The organism is Streptomyces achromogenes subsp. achromogenes (assembly GCF_000720835.1).
Taxonomy (GTDB): domain Bacteria; phylum Actinomycetota; class Actinomycetes; order Streptomycetales; family Streptomycetaceae; genus Streptomyces; species Streptomyces achromogenes.
This window is the reverse complement of record NZ_JODT01000007.1, coordinates 66378-82202: the sequence shown is the minus strand read 5'-3', so window position 1 is coordinate 82202 and position 15825 is coordinate 66378. Positions and strand designations below refer to the sequence as shown.

At 71.5% G+C, this 15825-nt stretch carries 14 protein-coding genes; 8 read left to right on the top strand and 6 right to left on the bottom strand.

Annotated elements, in window-relative coordinates; genetic code table 11:
* Window positions 1–42: 42 nt before the first annotated feature.
* Window positions 43–468 carry an OsmC family protein gene (locus IH25_RS0109055; protein ID WP_030605793.1) on the bottom strand — a complete coding sequence of 142 codons (426 nt, stop codon included), beginning with the start codon at window positions 466–468 and terminating at the stop codon, window positions 43–45.
* Between the two features lie 135 nt (window positions 469–603).
* Complete coding sequence (locus tag IH25_RS0109050; RefSeq protein ID WP_030605791.1) at window positions 604–1428, bottom strand: helix-turn-helix domain-containing protein; 825 nt, start codon at window positions 1426–1428, stop codon at window positions 604–606.
* Between the two features lie 101 nt (window positions 1429–1529).
* Here IH25_RS0109050 and IH25_RS0109045 point away from each other — a divergent pair, with 101 nt between their 5' ends.
* From IH25_RS0109045 to IH25_RS0109035, 3 genes are all read left to right on the top strand, one after another.
* Complete coding sequence (locus tag IH25_RS0109045; protein WP_030605788.1) at window positions 1530–1835, top strand: 4a-hydroxytetrahydrobiopterin dehydratase; 306 nt, start codon at window positions 1530–1532, stop codon at window positions 1833–1835.
* A gap of 5 nt (window positions 1836–1840) precedes the next feature.
* Window positions 1841–2596 (top strand): class I SAM-dependent methyltransferase, encoded by a 756-nt coding sequence (locus IH25_RS0109040; protein ID WP_030605786.1) that lies wholly within the window; start codon window positions 1841–1843, stop codon window positions 2594–2596.
* Between the two features lie 112 nt (window positions 2597–2708).
* Window positions 2709–3410, top strand: coding sequence for a DUF4352 domain-containing protein (locus IH25_RS0109035; protein WP_030605782.1), 702 nt, complete (start codon window positions 2709–2711; stop codon window positions 3408–3410).
* A 51-nt stretch (window positions 3411–3461) separates the two neighbouring features.
* Here IH25_RS0109035 and IH25_RS0109030 read toward each other — a convergent pair whose 3' ends face one another.
* Complete coding sequence (locus IH25_RS0109030) at window positions 3462–6134, bottom strand: cellulose-binding domain-containing protein (protein ID WP_030605780.1); 2673 nt, start codon at window positions 6132–6134, stop codon at window positions 3462–3464.
* A gap of 156 nt (window positions 6135–6290) precedes the next feature.
* Window positions 6291–9203, bottom strand: coding sequence for a glycoside hydrolase family 48 protein (locus tag IH25_RS0109025; RefSeq protein WP_030605778.1), 2913 nt, complete (start codon window positions 9201–9203; stop codon window positions 6291–6293).
* Window positions 9204–9530: 327 nt separating this feature from the next.
* Between IH25_RS0109025 and IH25_RS0109020 the strand changes: the two genes are divergently transcribed.
* The 4 genes from IH25_RS0109020 to IH25_RS0109005 all read left to right on the top strand — a co-directional run bounded on the left by IH25_RS0109020 (window position 9531) and on the right by IH25_RS0109005 (window position 13360).
* Window positions 9531–9773 carry a hypothetical protein gene (locus IH25_RS0109020; RefSeq protein WP_030605775.1) on the top strand — a complete coding sequence of 81 codons (243 nt, stop codon included), beginning with the start codon at window positions 9531–9533 and terminating at the stop codon, window positions 9771–9773.
* Window positions 9770–11515 (top strand): glycoside hydrolase family 6 protein, encoded by a 1746-nt coding sequence (locus IH25_RS0109015; protein WP_030605771.1) that lies wholly within the window; start codon window positions 9770–9772, stop codon window positions 11513–11515. Before IH25_RS0109020 ends, IH25_RS0109015 begins: the two co-directional genes overlap by 4 nt.
* Before the next feature lie 145 nt (window positions 11516–11660).
* Window positions 11661–12578 carry a class I SAM-dependent methyltransferase gene (locus IH25_RS0109010; RefSeq protein ID WP_030605770.1) on the top strand — a complete coding sequence of 306 codons (918 nt, stop codon included), beginning with the start codon at window positions 11661–11663 and terminating at the stop codon, window positions 12576–12578.
* A 74-nt stretch (window positions 12579–12652) separates the two neighbouring features.
* Window positions 12653–13360 (top strand): SDR family oxidoreductase, encoded by a 708-nt coding sequence (locus IH25_RS0109005; protein ID WP_030605767.1) that lies wholly within the window; start codon window positions 12653–12655, stop codon window positions 13358–13360.
* Window positions 13361–13374: 14 nt separating this feature from the next.
* Here IH25_RS0109005 and IH25_RS0109000 read toward each other — a convergent pair whose 3' ends face one another.
* Window positions 13375–14067 (bottom strand): glycoside hydrolase family 75 protein, encoded by a 693-nt coding sequence (locus IH25_RS0109000; RefSeq protein WP_030605766.1) that lies wholly within the window; start codon window positions 14065–14067, stop codon window positions 13375–13377.
* 202 nt (window positions 14068–14269) lie between these two features.
* Here IH25_RS0109000 and IH25_RS0108995 point away from each other — a divergent pair, with 202 nt between their 5' ends.
* Complete coding sequence (locus tag IH25_RS0108995; RefSeq protein ID WP_030605764.1) at window positions 14270–14881, top strand: hypothetical protein; 612 nt, start codon at window positions 14270–14272, stop codon at window positions 14879–14881.
* Window positions 14882–14949: 68 nt separating this feature from the next.
* On the opposite strand, the gene IH25_RS0108990 is transcribed toward IH25_RS0108995, so the two are convergent.
* The gene (locus IH25_RS0108990; protein WP_030605763.1) at window positions 14950–15786 is read right to left on the bottom strand and encodes an aldo/keto reductase; all 837 of its coding nucleotides are present in this window, start codon (window positions 15784–15786) and stop codon (window positions 14950–14952) included.
* Window positions 15787–15825 lie beyond the last annotated feature (39 nt).

Below are 15825 nucleotides of genomic sequence, written 5' to 3'. Positions count from 1 at the left end.
GCGCCCCGGTGCGGGGGCGCGGCCCACGGGCACGGACCGGACTCAGGCCAGCTCGGCCGTCAGGGTGATCGTCGTACCGGCCAGGGCCTGGCTGACCGGGCAGTTCTTCTTGGCGTCCTCGGCGGCGGCGGCGAAGCCGTCCGCGTCCAGGCCGGGCACCTCGCCGCGCACGGTGAGGTGGATGCCGGTGATGCCCTCACCCGGCTGGAAGGTGACGTCGGCCTTGGTCTCCAGCCGGGTGGGCGGGGTGCCGGCGCCGGCCAGGCCGTGCGAGAGGGCCATGGAGAAGCAGCTGGAGTGGGCGGCGGCGATCAGCTCCTCGGGGCTGGTCTTGCCGTTCGCCTGCTCGGCGCGCGAGGGCCACGACACCGGCTGCTGGCCGATGCCGGAGGAGTCGAAGGTGACGACTCCGTTGCCGTCGAGCAGGTTGCCTTCCCAGACGGTGTGCGCGGTGCGCGTGGTTGCCACGGTGGTTCCTTTCGCGAGGGTCGCGGTCTGCCGGGGTTCCCGGCGCGTCCTATCCGATCACATCCGGGCCCCTCGCATGTCCGAAGACCGGCTCCGCCGGGTGAACGGCGGGTGATGTCCCGGCGCCGGGGCCGGTCAGCCGGCGAGCGCGCGCAGGTGCTCGGCGGTGGCCCGGTCCGCCGGCAGGAGGGTCTCGACGGCGAGTTCGGCGACCGTGATGTCCATCGGTGTGTTGAACGTGGAGATCGAGGAGATGAACGACAGGATCCGGCCGGAGTGCTCCACGCGCAGCGGCAGCGCGAAGTACGCAACCGGCTCCTCCGGTTCGGCCCCCGGTTCCTCCGGGGGCACCGGGTAGGCCGCCACCTCCTCGTACAGCGCGCGCAGCCGGTCCGAGCGGTGCAGGGCGATGTCCCGTTCCATCTGGGCCAGCAGATGCCCGCGCCACTGACGCAGGTTCCGGATGCGCGGCGCCAGCCCCTCCGGGTGCAGCGTCAGCCGCATCGCGTTCGGCGCCGGGGCCAGCAGCTTCTCCGGCACCCCCGCCAGCAGCATCTCGACGCCCCGGTTGGCGGCGACGACCGTGTACCCGGCGTCGACCACCAGCGCGGGGTAGGGCTCATAGCCCCGAAGGAGCCGCTCCAGCCCGTCCCGCAAGCCCTCCAGCGCCGGATCGTCCAGCGGGGTCTCCGGATAGCGCGGGGCGTAACCGGCCGCCAGCAGCAGGGCGTTGCGCTCGCGCACCGGCACCTGGAGCCGCTCCGCCAGCCGCAGCAGCAACTCCTCGCTCGGCCGGGAGCGTCCGGTCTCGATGAAGCTGAGGTGGCGCGCCGAGGAGCCGGCCCGCAGCGCCAGCTCCAGCTGGGAGAGCCGGCGCCGCTCGCGCCAGGCACGCAGCAGCGGGCCGGCACCGGAGCCGGCGGCGGGGGAGACGGGGCGGGCGGAGGCGGCAACGGACATGCGCCCGACCCTAGTAGAGACCCGGACGCGTCGGTCCGCCGTCCGTGTCCCGGCCGTGGCAGGCTGGATCCGTACCCCGGCATGGAAGGGAGCGAACGGCCATGGCCGTGGCACCGCTGTCGCAGCAGGAGATCGAGGACCGCCTGGCCGAGTTGCCCGGCTGGTCGGTGCGGGACGGGCGGCTCACCCGGACCTACCGGCTCGGCTCGCACTTCGCGGCCACCGCGCTGGTGGTGCACATCGCCGGCATCCAGGACGAGCTCGACCACCACTCCGAGCTGACCCTCGGCTACAACACCGTGGCCCTCGGCGTGCACACCCACAGCGCGGGCGGCGCCCTCACCGCCCAGGACTTCGCACTGGCCCGCAGAGTGGAGGACATCGCCCCAGGCCACGGGGCACACTGAGCGATGTGCTCGATTACGAGAAGGAAGCCGGCCGCTACGACGCCCTGCGCGGCGGCGAGGCCCGGGCCGAGGCCGCCGCACGCACCGTCCTGGACCTGATACCCCCCGGGCCCGGCCGCCTCCTCGACGTCGCCTGCGGCACCGGGATCGTCACCCGGCGGCTCGCCGCCGTGCGCCCCGGGCTGCGGGTGACCGGCGCCGACCTCACCCCCGCGATGCTCCGCCGGGCGGCGGCCCGGCTGCCCGGCCGGGTCGTGCGGGCCGACAGCCGCCGACTGCCCTTCCCCGACGGCACGTTCGACGCCGTCACCACCATCTGGCTGCTGCACCTGCTGGACGACCCCGCCGACCTGCGCGCGGTCCTCGCCGAGTGCGCCCGGGTGCTGCGGCCCGGCGGGGTGTACGTCACCACCGTCGACAAGGCCGCCGCGCACAACGTCGGCAGCGACATCGACGCGGTCCTCGCCGACCGCCCGCGCCGGCCCGCGGCGGACGCCCCCGCCGTCGTCACCGCCGAGGCCGCCCGGCACGGGCTGCGGCCCGCCGGGCACGGCTCCTTCCGCAGCCCCGGGCAGGGCCGCAGCCCCCGCCGCACCATCGCCGACCTGCGCCGGGGCTGGTTCACCCTGCTGCCGCCCGGCGAGCCGCGCACCGAGGAGTTCGCCGCCCGGCTGGCCGCGCTCCCCGACCAGGACCGTCCGCGCGCCGACCCGGTCTTCAGCGTCCGCGCGTTCCGGAAACCGGCATCCGCCTCGCCCTGAGCCGTTGTCACGCCGCGACCAGGCCCCCGGACACGATTCCATCACGGAGTTTTCACATTCCGCTTCGAGAGGGGATCATGCGAAGATCACACAGCACGTCCCAGGGGGGCCCATGAGCACCGACTTCACACCACCGCCCATGCCGGGTTACGGACCGCCGGTCCCTCCGCCGCCGCCCGTGCCGCCGAGGAAATCCCGTACCGCGCTCATCGCCGTGGCGGCGGCCGTCGTCGCCGCCGCGGTCTCGTCCCTGATCACCGTGGGGGTCAGCGGAGACGCCGAAGCCAAGCCGGCGCCCACCGTGACCGTCACCGAGACCGCCGCCGCGGACGCGGACGGCGCCCGGGCCGAAGACGACGACGCGGCGGCCGCCGCCGACGAGGAGACCACGGACAGCGAGGACGGCGGTCAGGACGAGGACGGTGTCTACGCCCTGGACGACACCGCCGTCTACGAGCCGGCCACCGAGGTCGCCCTCTCCGGGTTCAAGCGCTCCGTGACCGGCGAGTACGCCGAGCCGGAGAACACGCCGTACCTCCAGTTCACCGTCAAGGTGAAGAACGGCGGCAAGAAGGCCCTCGACATCACGCAGCTCACCGTCAACTGCTCCTACGGCAAGGACGGCAAGAGCAGCGACTCGGTCTTCGACTCCGACGCCGGCCTGGAGGGCGGCCCGGAGACCAAGCTGCTCCCGGGCCGCTCCCTGAACGTGCCGTGGGGCTGCGAACTGCCCAAGGGGGAGAAGCTCATCCAGATCGAGGTCAGCCCCGACTTCGAGTCGGACGCGGCGATCTTCACCGGCACCGTCAAGTAGCGGACCCGGCGGGGATGCCGCTCGTGGACGGCACCCCCGCCGGGCCGGTCGTCAGGCGACCGTACAGGTCCGGTCGCCCAGCTTGAACGACGCCGGTGTGGTGTTCGCCGTACCTGACCGGCTTCCCGTGAGGCCGAAGGCCACCGACGAGCCCGCCGCCACCGTGCCGTTCCAGCCCGCGTTCCTCACCGTGACCGTCGCGCCGGACTGGGTGTACCCGGCGTTCCACATCTGCGTGACCTTCTGTCCGTCGGCGAAGGACCAGGCGAGGGACCAGCCGTTCCACGCCGAGGAGCCGGTGTTGGCCAGCGTCACGTCGGCCTGGAAGCCGTCGGCCCACTGATTGGTGATCTTGTAGCTGACAGTACAGGCGCCCGTGGGCCCCGGCGCCGGGTCGGTGCCGCCGCCCTCACCGCCGCCGGTGTCGCCGGTGCCGGAGACATCGCCGTAGACGACCCCGCGGCCGTTCGTCGACACGTACACCCGGCCGAAGACCCGCGGGTCACCGGTGATCGCCGCGCCGGTCCAGCCCCACTGGTGGGCGTCGTCGTTGATCCGGGTCCAGGACGCGCCCTTGTCCGTGGAGCGGAAGATGCCGCGCACCCCGCCGATCTTCGCACTGGTGTAGAGCGTCTGGTACGAGGCGCCCGGGGCGGCCTTGCCGAAGCCGACGGTGTCGGCCTGCTCCACGTTCGCCAGCCTGGTGAAGCTCGCGCCGCCGTCGGTGGAGTGCCACAGCCCGTACGCGCCGTCCGCCGCACCGCCCGCCAGCCACACGTCGCCCTTGGCGCCGGGCAGCGCCTTGAAGCGCACGCTGTCCCCGCTCGGCAGGCCCGTGGCCGACGAGGCGGTGAAGGTCGCCCCGCCGTCCGTACTGACGTAGAACTTCCCGGACTTGAAGCCGTAGAAGGTCTTCGCGTCGACGCGGTCGGACTCGACGATCGCGCCGGCCGGGATGCCGGCGGACTGTGCCCAGGAGGTCCCGAAGCCCGTGGTGTGGCGCACGCCGGTGCCGGCCGGGCTCCACACGAACCGGCTGCCGTCCGCCGCCGCCGCGACCGTGCCGCCGCCCGAGACACCCGAAGGGTCCTGGCCCGCGAACCAGTTGGCCCCGTTGTCCGTGGAGAACGCGATGTGCGGACCGGAGTCCAGGTCGCCGACGCGGACGACGGTATCCGGGTTCGACTCGGCGAAGTCCAGGCTGGTGGTCGAGGTGAAGGCCGGCGAGGTGTACATCATGGACGGGACCGAGGTCAGGTCCGTGTGCCGGAAGCCGCCGATGTCACCGAGGGCGCTGAACAGCCGGGCGCCGCCGGAGGGCGGTGCGGCGAGGTCATTGACGGCCGTCTCCTCCAGGCCCCGCACCATCGGCTTCAGGCCGAACTGCCCGCCACTGTCCCACTTCGTGAGGTCCTCGGTGCCGTAGACGGTGGCGCCGGTGCCGAACATCATGCGGGCGGAGTCGAACGGGTCGATCTCCAGCGCCTCCGTCATCCAGCCCAGTTTCGGCGTCTGTTCGGGCGGCGACGGGTTCGCGCCGAAGGTCAGCCAGGGCGAGGAGGACACGTCCATGGTGTAGCGGTTGGCGCGGTTCGGGTACGACGTGTAGTCCCACGCCTTCGTCCAGGTGGCGCCGCTGTCGGTGGACCGGAACAGCTGGGTGTCCGGCCACCAGGAGCTGTAGGCGGTCGCCATCAGGGTGGACGGGTGCTGCCGGTCGACACTCAGCCCGCTGAAGCCGTAGTAGGTGTCCGCCTCCGCGACCGGGCTGATGTCGGTCCAGGCGCCGGTCGCCGTCGCGTACCGCAGCAGCCGGCCCTTGCCGCCGTCGTAGGGGCCGCCCGTGTCGCTGTAGGCGAGGTACAGGTATCCGTTCACGGCGTCCAGGACGCCCTTGTGCGCCAGGTACCCGGTCGGCTGGCCCGCCAGCCTGGTCCAGGTGGCGCCCGCGTCCGTGGAGCGGTACACCGCGTTGTCCTTGTCGGCGACGCCCACGTAGAGGGTCTTCGTCGCGTTCCCGGACGTGCCCGTGGACTCGTCGAAGGTGACCCAGACGATGCCCTGGTTGTCGCTCGCGTACCCGCTCGTGTCGCTCGGGTCCTGCCGGTAGTTGCCGGGGTTGGGGAAGCTCGTCACCTGCGACCAGGTCACCCCGGAGTCCGTCGACCGCCACAGGCCCTTGCCGCTGGGCGCGCCCAGGTACAGCACGCTGTTCCGGTTCGGGTCGACGGCCAGCCGCTCGCCCATGCCCCGGCCGGGCATGTTGCCGCCCAGCTTGAAGGGCAGGTCGGTCTTCTGCCAGCTCGCGCCCCGGTCGGCGGAGCGCAGCACCGCCCCGCCCGTCGGGTCCCAGCTGTTGGTGTACGTCCCGACGGCCGCGTACACCTTGTCCGGCTGGACCGGGTCGGAGGCGAGGCTCACCACTCCGGTGTGCCCCCACTCGTTCCAGCCCACCGAGTCCAGTAGCGGGGTCCAGGTCTTGGTCGACTGCTGCCAGCGGTAGGCGCCGCCGATGTCGGTGCGGGCGTAGGCCAGGTTCTTCTCGGTGCGGTTGAAGACGATCCCGGGGACGAAACCGCCGCCGTCGATCCGGGCGTTCTTCCAGGTGTAGGTGTCCGCCGCCAGGGGCGGAGCGGACGTGGCGGTGGCCAGTGCGGGCGGGGTGCCGGCGAGCAGTCCGGCGGCCAGCGAGAACGCGGCCACGAGGATGCGGGTTCTGCGCACGGTGGGGATACCTTTCCCGACGAAGGCTCAAGAAGGGTCACGGAGGTGGCGGTGCGGGTGGGCCGGGCGGCCCCGCCCTGTGCGGTCGGGGGCCGCCCGGCCCGGGTGGCCCCGCCGTCCGGTGGCGGGGCCGGGTACGCGGAGTGCCGGCGGGGACTATTCGAGCAGTTCCGCGTACGAGCCCATGGCCAGGGCGATGTCCGCCTCGGCCCAGAACCGGTGGTACGTGAACACGGGCGCTGCGCCGCCCTTGAGGTAGGCCTCGATCTTCGACCAGTTCGGGTCGCTCTTGTAGAAGGACCGGAGCGAGGAGAACGTGGACGAGGAGTTGATCGCGTCGCCGTTGGGCATGGTGCCGGTCCAGCCGCTCGGCACGTACACCTTCTCGTTGAACCGGCTGTAGTCGGTCCGGGTCTCGGGCACGGCGATGCCGAGGCTGTCCTGGTAGTTGTTCCACATGCCGTCCAGCAGCGCCTTCGCCGTGGACTTGGCCGCCGTGTCACCGGACTTGGCGGCGTAGTACGTCAGCGTCTTGGCGTAGGCGGCGGCCACGCCCACGTCGTCGGTGTAGTCGGCGACGGTGACGTGCAGCCCGTTGTTGGCGCCGGGGCTGGTGGCGTTCCAGGTGTCGGGCTGGCCCGACCACTGGAGGGTGGAGGGGATGCGGTAGGTGCCGTCCGGGTTGATCGTGGTCTTGGACAGCGCCCACTTCACCCACTTGTCGAGGATCGCCTTGGCCTGGGCGTTCCCGGTCTGCTGGTAGTACTCGGCGACCCGCTCCATCGACCAGGCCTGGAAGCCGAACCACTGGTTGGACGGCGGGTCGTGGTAGACGGGAGCCGGGTCGTAGGCCATGCCGTAGAAGGTGGAGGTGCCGGCGGGCGGGGAGGCGTAGCGGCCGGCCCAGCTGTTGGTGGCGCCGCCCGCGATGCCGCCCTCGGAGGACTGGAGCCACTGGTAGAACTCCAGCTGCCGCTGGAGCGACTTGCCCCAGTCGCTCGCACCGGTGGCCGACTTGGGCTTCAGGTCGGCGACGGAGCTGAGCGCGTAGGCGGCCAGGGGGTTCTGGTAGCCGCCGTGGACATGGCTGGAGCCGATCCGCCAGGCCCAGCCGGCGGAGGTGTCGGTGGCGCCGCCCCAGGCGTAGTACCAGGACAGCAGGTAGTGCGAGGCGTCCTTGCCGGTACCGGCCGGGCAGGACGTGCTCGTGCAGTTGCCGATCTTCTTGAAGTACTTGTCGTACATCGCGTAGCGCAGGTAGTCGCCCATCTTGGCGGCCTTGGCGACCGTCGAGGAGACGTCACCGCTCTTGCCCTGCTGCTTGGCCCACACGTCCGCCCAGTAGGCGGCCTGCACCGCGCGGGAGTCGGCGTCCGGGGCGTTGGTGAACTTCCACTGCTTGGCGTAGGAGCTGTCGCCGGTGAACAGGTCCAGGTAGCCGTTGCGGCCGCCGTACTTGAAGGCGTCGCAGGTCGGCTGCGTAATCGTCTCCCAGACCGACTCCTGCACGCCGCGCTGGAAGGTGTTGATGTACGACGGTCCGGTGGCGGTCGGTCCGGCCTCGCACTTGCCGGGCTCGTTGCCGTAGCCGTAGACGTTGTCCACGTCCTGGATCCAGTGCATGCCGTAGATGTCGTCCGAGTTGTACGCGCTCTTCAGCTCACCGGCGATCGGGTCCGAGCCCACCGAGACCGAGGTGTCCAGCTTCGCCGGGTACTCGTTCGGGGTGTCCAGCTCGGGCGCGTAGGTGGCCGGCTTGGAGGCGTTGTAGAAGGAGTTCGTCGGCTGGTCGGCGTGCGTGGGGATCATGTACTTCTCCATGATCTCCCAGGCGCCGTTGAACTTCGACCAGTCGCCGGTGACCTTGCCGTACATCGCCTGGAGCCACAGCAGATAGCTGTACGCCTCGGAGGTGGTCTCGTGCCCCTGGTCCGGGGCCTCGACGATCAGCGTCTCCACCGAGTGGTACGGGATGCCCTCGGGGGAGAAGTAGCCGTTCGCCGGGTTGGTGATCTTCCCGTACAGGTCCAGGAAGCGGGCGTCGTACGCCTTGGCCGCGGGCAGCTCGGTGACCGTGACCGTCGCCTTGGTGTGGCCGGTGGCCGACGCGGTGAAGGTCGCGCTGCCGGTGCCGGAGGAGTCGGCCGTGAGGGTCACGGTCTGCGCGGTGTTCCAGTTCGACGGGGTGAAGGTCAGCGGGGAACCACCGGTGACGGACAGGCCGGTGTTGCCGTCCGTGCGGGTCGTGCTCACCGTGACGTTCGCGCTCGGCTGCGTGGACAGCTTCACCGAGAACGTGCCCGACTTGCCCTGCTGGACGCCCAGTTGGGTCGGCGAGGCGACCACGGCGGGTCCGGAGGACACGGTGATGCCCACCGGGGTGGAGGTGGCGGACGCGCCCAGGCTGTCGTAGGCCTTCGCCACCAGGGAATGACTGCCCACGGTCAAACTTGAGGCCGAGAGCGAGTAGGGCGCGCTGGTGTCCGTGCCCAGCAGCGTGGTGTCGTCGTAGAACTCCACCTTGCTGATGGTCGCGTTGTCGGCCGCCGCCGCGGTCGCCGCGAGCGGAACGGCGTCCCCTTGCGTGTAGACCGCGCCCGCGCTCGGGCTGGTCAGCACGGTCACCGGGGGCTGGTGGGCGCCGGCGCAGGTGGTGCCGTTGACGGCGAAGGACGTGGGGGCGGTGTTGGCGCCGCTGTAGGTGAACTGGGCGCCGGTGGAGACGGCGGCGCCCGCGGCGATGGTGCCGTTGTACGAGGCGCTCTTCACGGTGACCGACTGGCCGGACTGGGACCAGGTCCCGTTCCAGCCGCCGCTCAGCTTCTGGTTGCCCGCGTAGGCGTACGTCAGCGTCCATCCGTTGATGGCGTCCGTACCGCGGTTGGTGATCGTGAGGTCGGCGGTGAAGCCCGAGCCCCAGTCGTTGGTCTTGTAGTCGACGCTGCACTGCACGGCGGCCGCGTGGGCGGTCTCCGCGCCGGTGGCGAGCATCGACAGCGGCAGGGCGAACGCGGCGGCCACCGCGGTCCAGAGCCGGCGCGCGGCCCTGTGTCTGCGTCCGGGATCCATGTGCTGGTTCCTCCTTGCGGCTGCGGCTCGGGGAGAGGTCAAGGCTTGAACCAGTGGGAGCGCTCCCATAGTGAAGACGGCGTAACGGACGGTCAAGACCTGGACACTGCGAAAAACATTCGAGGAACCCGATCGTAAAAAAGTAAAGCGAACCCCCTGGGCTTTCCCGTCGGTTGGCGCTACCTTCCTTCGCACCAGTGGGAGCGCTTCCATCAGTCGGTGTGTCCGTCCGGGCACACCTCACTGCGAGGACTCGCTCATGCGCCACCTTTGTGTTCAGTACCTCCACCCGCCGCGGGCCAGTGGGCGAACGGCGGCCGGGGAGCGGTGACGACCCGGCCGGGCCGGGCCACCGGGGCGGCGTACCGCGACGGCCTCGGGCAGGGGAACTCCCGCGAACCCACCCACCCGGCGGGCGGACTCCCCGCCGCCCGCCACCGCTTCGCCCACGACGGCACCTCCACCGCGTACGGCGCCGGGCCGCGTGACCGCCCGCGCGCCGTCACCCCGCAGTTCCCGACACAGCACCGCACGGCACGACATCACACCGAAGGACACCCGCACTCATGAGTCGTACCAGAACATCACTGCTCGCCGCCCTGGCGCTGGTCGCCGGGGCCTCCGGGACGGCACTGGGCATGCAGTCGGCCTCCGCCACTGCCGCCGCCGTCCCCTGCACCGTGGACTACAAGGTGCAGAACCAGTGGAGCACCGGCTTCACCGCCGCCGTGACCATCACCAACAACGCGCCCGCGAAGTCCACTTGGTCGCTGAAGTGGTCGTACGCCGGCGACCAGAAGGTCACCAGCGGCTGGAACGCCAAGCTCAGCCAGAGCGGCAACGCGGTGACCGCCGCCAACGAGAGCTACAACGGCGCGCTGGCCACCGGTGGTTCGGTGAGCTTCGGGTTCCAGGGCAGCTACACCGGCACCAACGCGGTGCCCGCCACGTTCACCCTCGACGGGGTCGCCTGCAACGTCGACAACGGCGGCGGCGGCGACAACGGCGGCGGCGGGGACAACGGCGGCGGGGGCGACAACGGCGGCGGAGGCACCACCGGCCGCGTCGACAACCCGTACACCGGCGCCAAGGTGTACGTGGACCCGGAGTGGTCGAAGCTGGCCGCCGCCGAGCCGGGCGGCAGCCGCGTCTCCAACCAGCCCACGTTCGTCTGGCTGGACCGCATCGCGGCCATCAACGGCGTCAACGGCGGCATGGGCCTGCGTGCCCACCTGGACGAGGCCCTCAAGCAGAAGGGCTCCGGCGAACTGGTCGTCCAGCTGGTCATCTACGACCTGCCCGGCCGGGACTGCGCCGCCCTCGCCTCCAACGGCGAACTCGGCCCGACGGACATCGACAAGTACAAGACGCAGTACATCGACGCCATCGCCTCGATCCTGGCCGACTCCAAGTACGCGGGCCTGCGCATCTCCGCGCTCATCGAGCCCGACTCGCTGCCGAACCTGGTCACCAACGCCGGCGGCACCAACACCACCACCGACGCCTGCGTGACCATGAAGTCCAACGGCAACTACGAGAAGGGCGTGAGCTACGCCCTGGACAAGCTGGGCAACCTCTCGAACGTCTACAACTACATCGACGCCGGCCACCACGGCTGGCTCGGCTGGGACACCAACCTCGGCCCGACCGCCCAGGAGTTCTACAAGGTCGCCACGACCAACGGCGCCAGCCTGAGCGACGTGGCCGGCTTCATCGTCAACACGGCCAACTACAGCCCGACCAAGGAACCCAACTTCAAGGTCACCGACACCGTGAACGGCCAGACCGTCCGCCAGTCGAAGTGGGTCGACTGGAACCAGTACGTGGACGAGCAGTCGTACGCGCAGGGCCTGCGGGACAAGCTGATCTCGACCGGGTTCAGCTCCAACATCGGCATGCTGATCGACACCTCCCGCAACGGCTGGGGCGGCACCGCCCGGCCCACCGGCCCCGGCCCGCTGACCTCGGTCGACAACTACGTCAACGGCGGCCGCATCGACCGGCGCATCCACGTCGGCAACTGGTGCAACCAGAGCGGTGCCGGACTCGGTGAACGGCCGACCGCGGCGCCCGCCGCCGGGATAGACGCCTACGTGTGGGCCAAGCCGCCGGGGCAGTCCGACGGTGCCAGCGCCCCCGTCGACAACGACGAGGGCAAGGGCTTCGACCAGATGTGCGACCCCACCTACGGTGGCAACGCGCGCAACGGCAACAACCCCTCGGGCGCGCTGCCGAACGCTCCGCTGGCCGGGCACTGGTTCTCCGCCCAGTTCCAGCAGCTGGTGCAGAACGCCTACCCGCCGCTGTCCTGACGCGGTGACTCCGCCGGGGCCCGCCCGACCCCCGGGCCCCGGCGGTCCGCTTTCGGCATGCGTGTTTGCCGGAACGGCAACGGAAGTGGCCCTCGGCCGGTGTGCCGTCGCACCCTGACGGCAACCGGAAGAGAGGCTGATCACCATGGCACACGGACACCACGAGGGGCACGACCGGCACCAGGCCGGCCACGGCCACGGACATGGCCACGGGCACGGCACGGACATCGACTGGAACGAGCTGGCCGGCCTGCTTCAGGCGCAGGCGGAGCTGTTCGCCCCGGTCTACCGGGAGGCGCTGGCCTGGCTCGGGCAGGACGTTCCCGAGCCGGGGCTCGTCGTGGACGCGGGCAGCGGCCCCGGCGTCGTCTCCTGCCTGTTCGCCGAGGCGTTCCCCACCGCCCGGGTCGTCGCCGTCGACGGCACCGCCCCGCTGCTGGAACGCGCCCGCGACCGGGCCGCCCGGCTCGGCGTCGGCGACCGCTTCGACACCGTCGCGGGCGACCTGCCCGAGGCGCTCGGCCGCCTGGACCGCCCGGCCGGCCTGCTGTGGGCCAGCCGCAGCCTGCACCACCTCGGCGACCAGCGGGCCGCGCTCGCCGCGTTCGCCGGACACCTGGCCCCCGGCGGCACCCTGGCCCTCCTGGAGGGCGGACTGCCCTCCCGCTTCCTGCCCCGCGACCTCGGCATCGGCCGCCCCGGACTCCAGGCCCGGCTCGACGCGCTGGAGGAGGAGTGGTTCGCCCGGATGCGGGCCGAACTGCCGGGCTCCGTCGCGGAGACCGAGGACTGGCCCGCCCTGCTGACCGCGGCCGGCCTGAAGCACACCGGCACCCGCACCTTCCTGCTCGACCTGCCCGCCCCGGCCGACGACCGGGCCCGCGCCTATGTCGCCGCGCACCTGTCCCGGGTGCGCGAGGGCGTCGGCGAGGCGCTGGACGCCGAGGACCGCGCCACCCTGGACCGGCTCCTGGACCCGTCCGACCCGGCGAGCGTGCACGTCCGCCCGGACGTGTTCGTGCTCGGTGCGTACACCGTGCACACCGCCGTCCGCCAGGACTGAACCCGCACTTGACTTGAAGTGTTCTCCAAGTGATGGACTCCGGGCACTTCACCGATGTGCAGGGGGCCAGACACATGACCACGAACGACTCTCCGGTCGCGCTCATCACCGGCGGCGGCAGCGGGATCGGCGCCGCCGTGGCACGGCGACTGCTCGACGCCGGGCACCGGGTGACCGTCACCGGGCGCGGGGAGCGGCGGCTGCGGGACTTCGCCGACGGACTCGGCCGTCCCGAGGGGCTGTTGACGGTGGCCGGCGACGCCGCCGACCACGCCGACGTCCGGCACGCGGTCGACCTCACGCTCAAGGCGTACGGCCGGCTGGACACCGTCGTCGCCAACGCCGGCTTCGCCACCCATGACACCGTGGCGGACGGCGACCCGTCCGGCTGGGCCGAGATGGTCCTCACCAACGTGCTCGGCCCGGCCCTGCTCATCCGGGCCTCCATCGACGCGCTGAAGGAGACCCGGGGCCGCATCGTCCTCGTCGGCAGCGTCGCCGGGTTCGTGCACGGCCCCGGCAACCTCTACGGCGCCACCAAGTGGGCGGTGACGGGGCTCGCCGAGAACACCCGGCGGCAGGTCACGGAGTTCGGCGTCGGGGTCACGCTGGTGGCCCCCGGCCGGGTGGAGACGCCCTTCTGGGACAGTTACGGCAGCCTGCCGCCCGGGCATCTGCTGACCGCCGGCCAGATCGCCGACTCGGTGGTCTGGGCGATCCGGCAGCCGGCCGGGGTCGATGTCAACACGGTGGTCGTCCGCCCGGTGGGCCAGCCCACCTGACGGACGACGGGCGTTCAGTTGTTCGCGAGGAACTGCTTGGCCAGCTGGTCCCCGAGGGAGACCGCGGCGCTGTGGCTCTCTATGGGGGAGACCTTGGAGTTCTTGAACAGGATGTAGGTCACCCCCGAGTCCGCGCCCCCGGTCGCGGGGTCCGGGTCGATGCCGAGCGCCTTGGCGGTGGCGTACGACGCCTCGCCGATGATCTGCGAGGGGCCGGTGTCGCCGACGACGGCGTACTCGACCTTGTTGTTGTAGATGACGGCGACCACACCGCCGCCCTTGATCCCGGCGTTCGAGTAGTTCCAGATACCGCTGGTGCTGGGCACCACGACGTACGGCAGGGTCTCCGCCTTCAGCGGCTTGCCGTCGGACTGGTGGAAGGCGGTGTCGGCCTGGAACCAGGGGTCGCGGTCCTCGTTGCAGTTGGTGGTGCGCTGGCCGTCGCAGTCGATGTCCATGTCCGCCTTCCAGAACACCGCGCCGTTCTTGCCGCACACGGGGACCGTGGCCGAGGTCTCCTCGTCGGTCTTGTACTTGCCGCTGGATATCTGCGAACAGGAGGTCACCTTGGCGAGCAGGTCGGCGGCGCTGACCGTGCCCTCCTGGGCGGACTTCGGGGCGGCGGCGGAGGCGTGGGCGGGCAGGAGGCCGGCGGCGAGCAGGGCGGTACCGGAGGCCGCGGCGAGGGAGAGGGTACGGAGACGCACGGCGGGACCCTTCTGTTAGGAAAGTTTCCTTACCGGATGGGGACCACCGTGCCCCGACGGCATGCCCTCGTCAACCCTTGGGTTGCGAACGGCTGAAATCCCTGCGCATTGCGGTGATTGCGGTCGCTGGGGAGACTGGTGGGGTCGGACCTGTCCTGGCGGTCCGGCCGTTTCACGGTCGCCGTTTGCGGAGGCGAGTCCCATGTTCGTACGCGCGGTGTACGCGACCGGTGATCCCGCACTGCTGGACGCGGCCCTGCGGTCGCTGAACAGCGAGGGGCGGGACCTGCTGGAGGAGCGCCCGGGATACCGGGGCGCGGACGTCTTCGTGGACCGCGAGCTCGGCACACTCCTCACGGTGAGCTGGTGGGAGTCCGAGAAGGCGCGGCACAACAGCGACGAGGTCATGCGCGAGCGGCGCGAGGCGCTGCTGGAGCCCTTCGCCGGCACGATGTCGGTCGCCAATTACGAGGCGGCGGTGTACCACCAGGTCGGGCATCCCCGGCAGGGCGGCGGACTGCGCGCCGCCCGGCTGGAGTTCGACCCGCGCGACGCGGACCTGGTCGTCGACGCCTTCCGGGCCTCGGTGGTGCCGCGGGCCGAGTCGCTGCCGGGACTGTGCCGGACCACCCTGCTGCTCGACCGGGAGCGGGGGCGGGCGGTGGCCGGCGCCCTGTTCGCCGACCGCGCCGCGCTGGCCGCCTCGCGGGCGGCCATGGCCGGCGTGCGCCACGAGGCGTCGGCCAAGGCACACGTCGACGTGGTCGGCCTGGAGGAGTTCGAGGTCGTGTACGCCGACGTGCGCCTCGACTGAGCCGCGGGGCCGCGCCGGGCCGGTGGTCGGGCCCGGCCCGGCGATCAGGCCAGGGGCCCGGCCGGTGGTCAGGCCATGTCGAAGGTGGCCGGGTCGGGGCCGAGCCGCCGGTCCTCGTTGAGCGCGCTGATCGCCGCGAGGTCCTCGTCGTCCAGGCTGAAGTCGAACACCGCGATGTTCTCCTCGATCCGGGACGGCGTCACGGACTTCGGGATCACGATGTTGCCCAGCTGGAGGTGCCAGCGCAGCACCACCTGGGCCGGGGTGCGGTCGTGCTTGCGCGCGATCGCCACGATCGCGGGCACCTCCAGCAGACCCTTGCCCTGGCCGAGCGGCGACCAGGCCTCGGTGGCGATGCCCAGCTCCTCGTGGACGGCGCGCGACGCGCGCTGCTGGAGGTGCGGGTGCAGCTCGATCTGGTTGACCGCCGGAACGACCGAGGTCTCCTCGGTCAGCCGCCGCAGGTGCTCGGGCAGGAAGTTGGAGACGCCGATGGCACGCACCCGCTTGTCCGCGTACAGCTTCTCGAACGCCTTGTAGGTGTCGACGTACGCGTCCCGGGACGGCAGCGGCCAGTGGATCAGGTACAGGTCGACGTAGTCGAGCCCCAGCTTCGCCAGTGACGTGTCGAAGGCCCGCAGCGTGGCGTCGTAGCCCTGGTCGCTGTTCCAGACCTTGGTGGTGACGAAGATCTCCTCGCGGGGCAGGCCGGAGGCGGCGATGGCCTTGCCGGTGCCCTCCTCGTTGCCGTAGATCGCGGCGGTGTCGATGCTGCGGTAACCGGCCTGAAGCGCCGTGGCGACGGATCGCTCGGCCTCGTCGTCCGGCACCTGCCAGACGCCGTATCCCAGCTGGGGCATCTCGACGCCGTTGTTGAGGATGATCGGGGGGACGTTGCTGCTCACGCGCCTCTTGGTCCTTCGGTTGTCGACAGGTGTTACTCC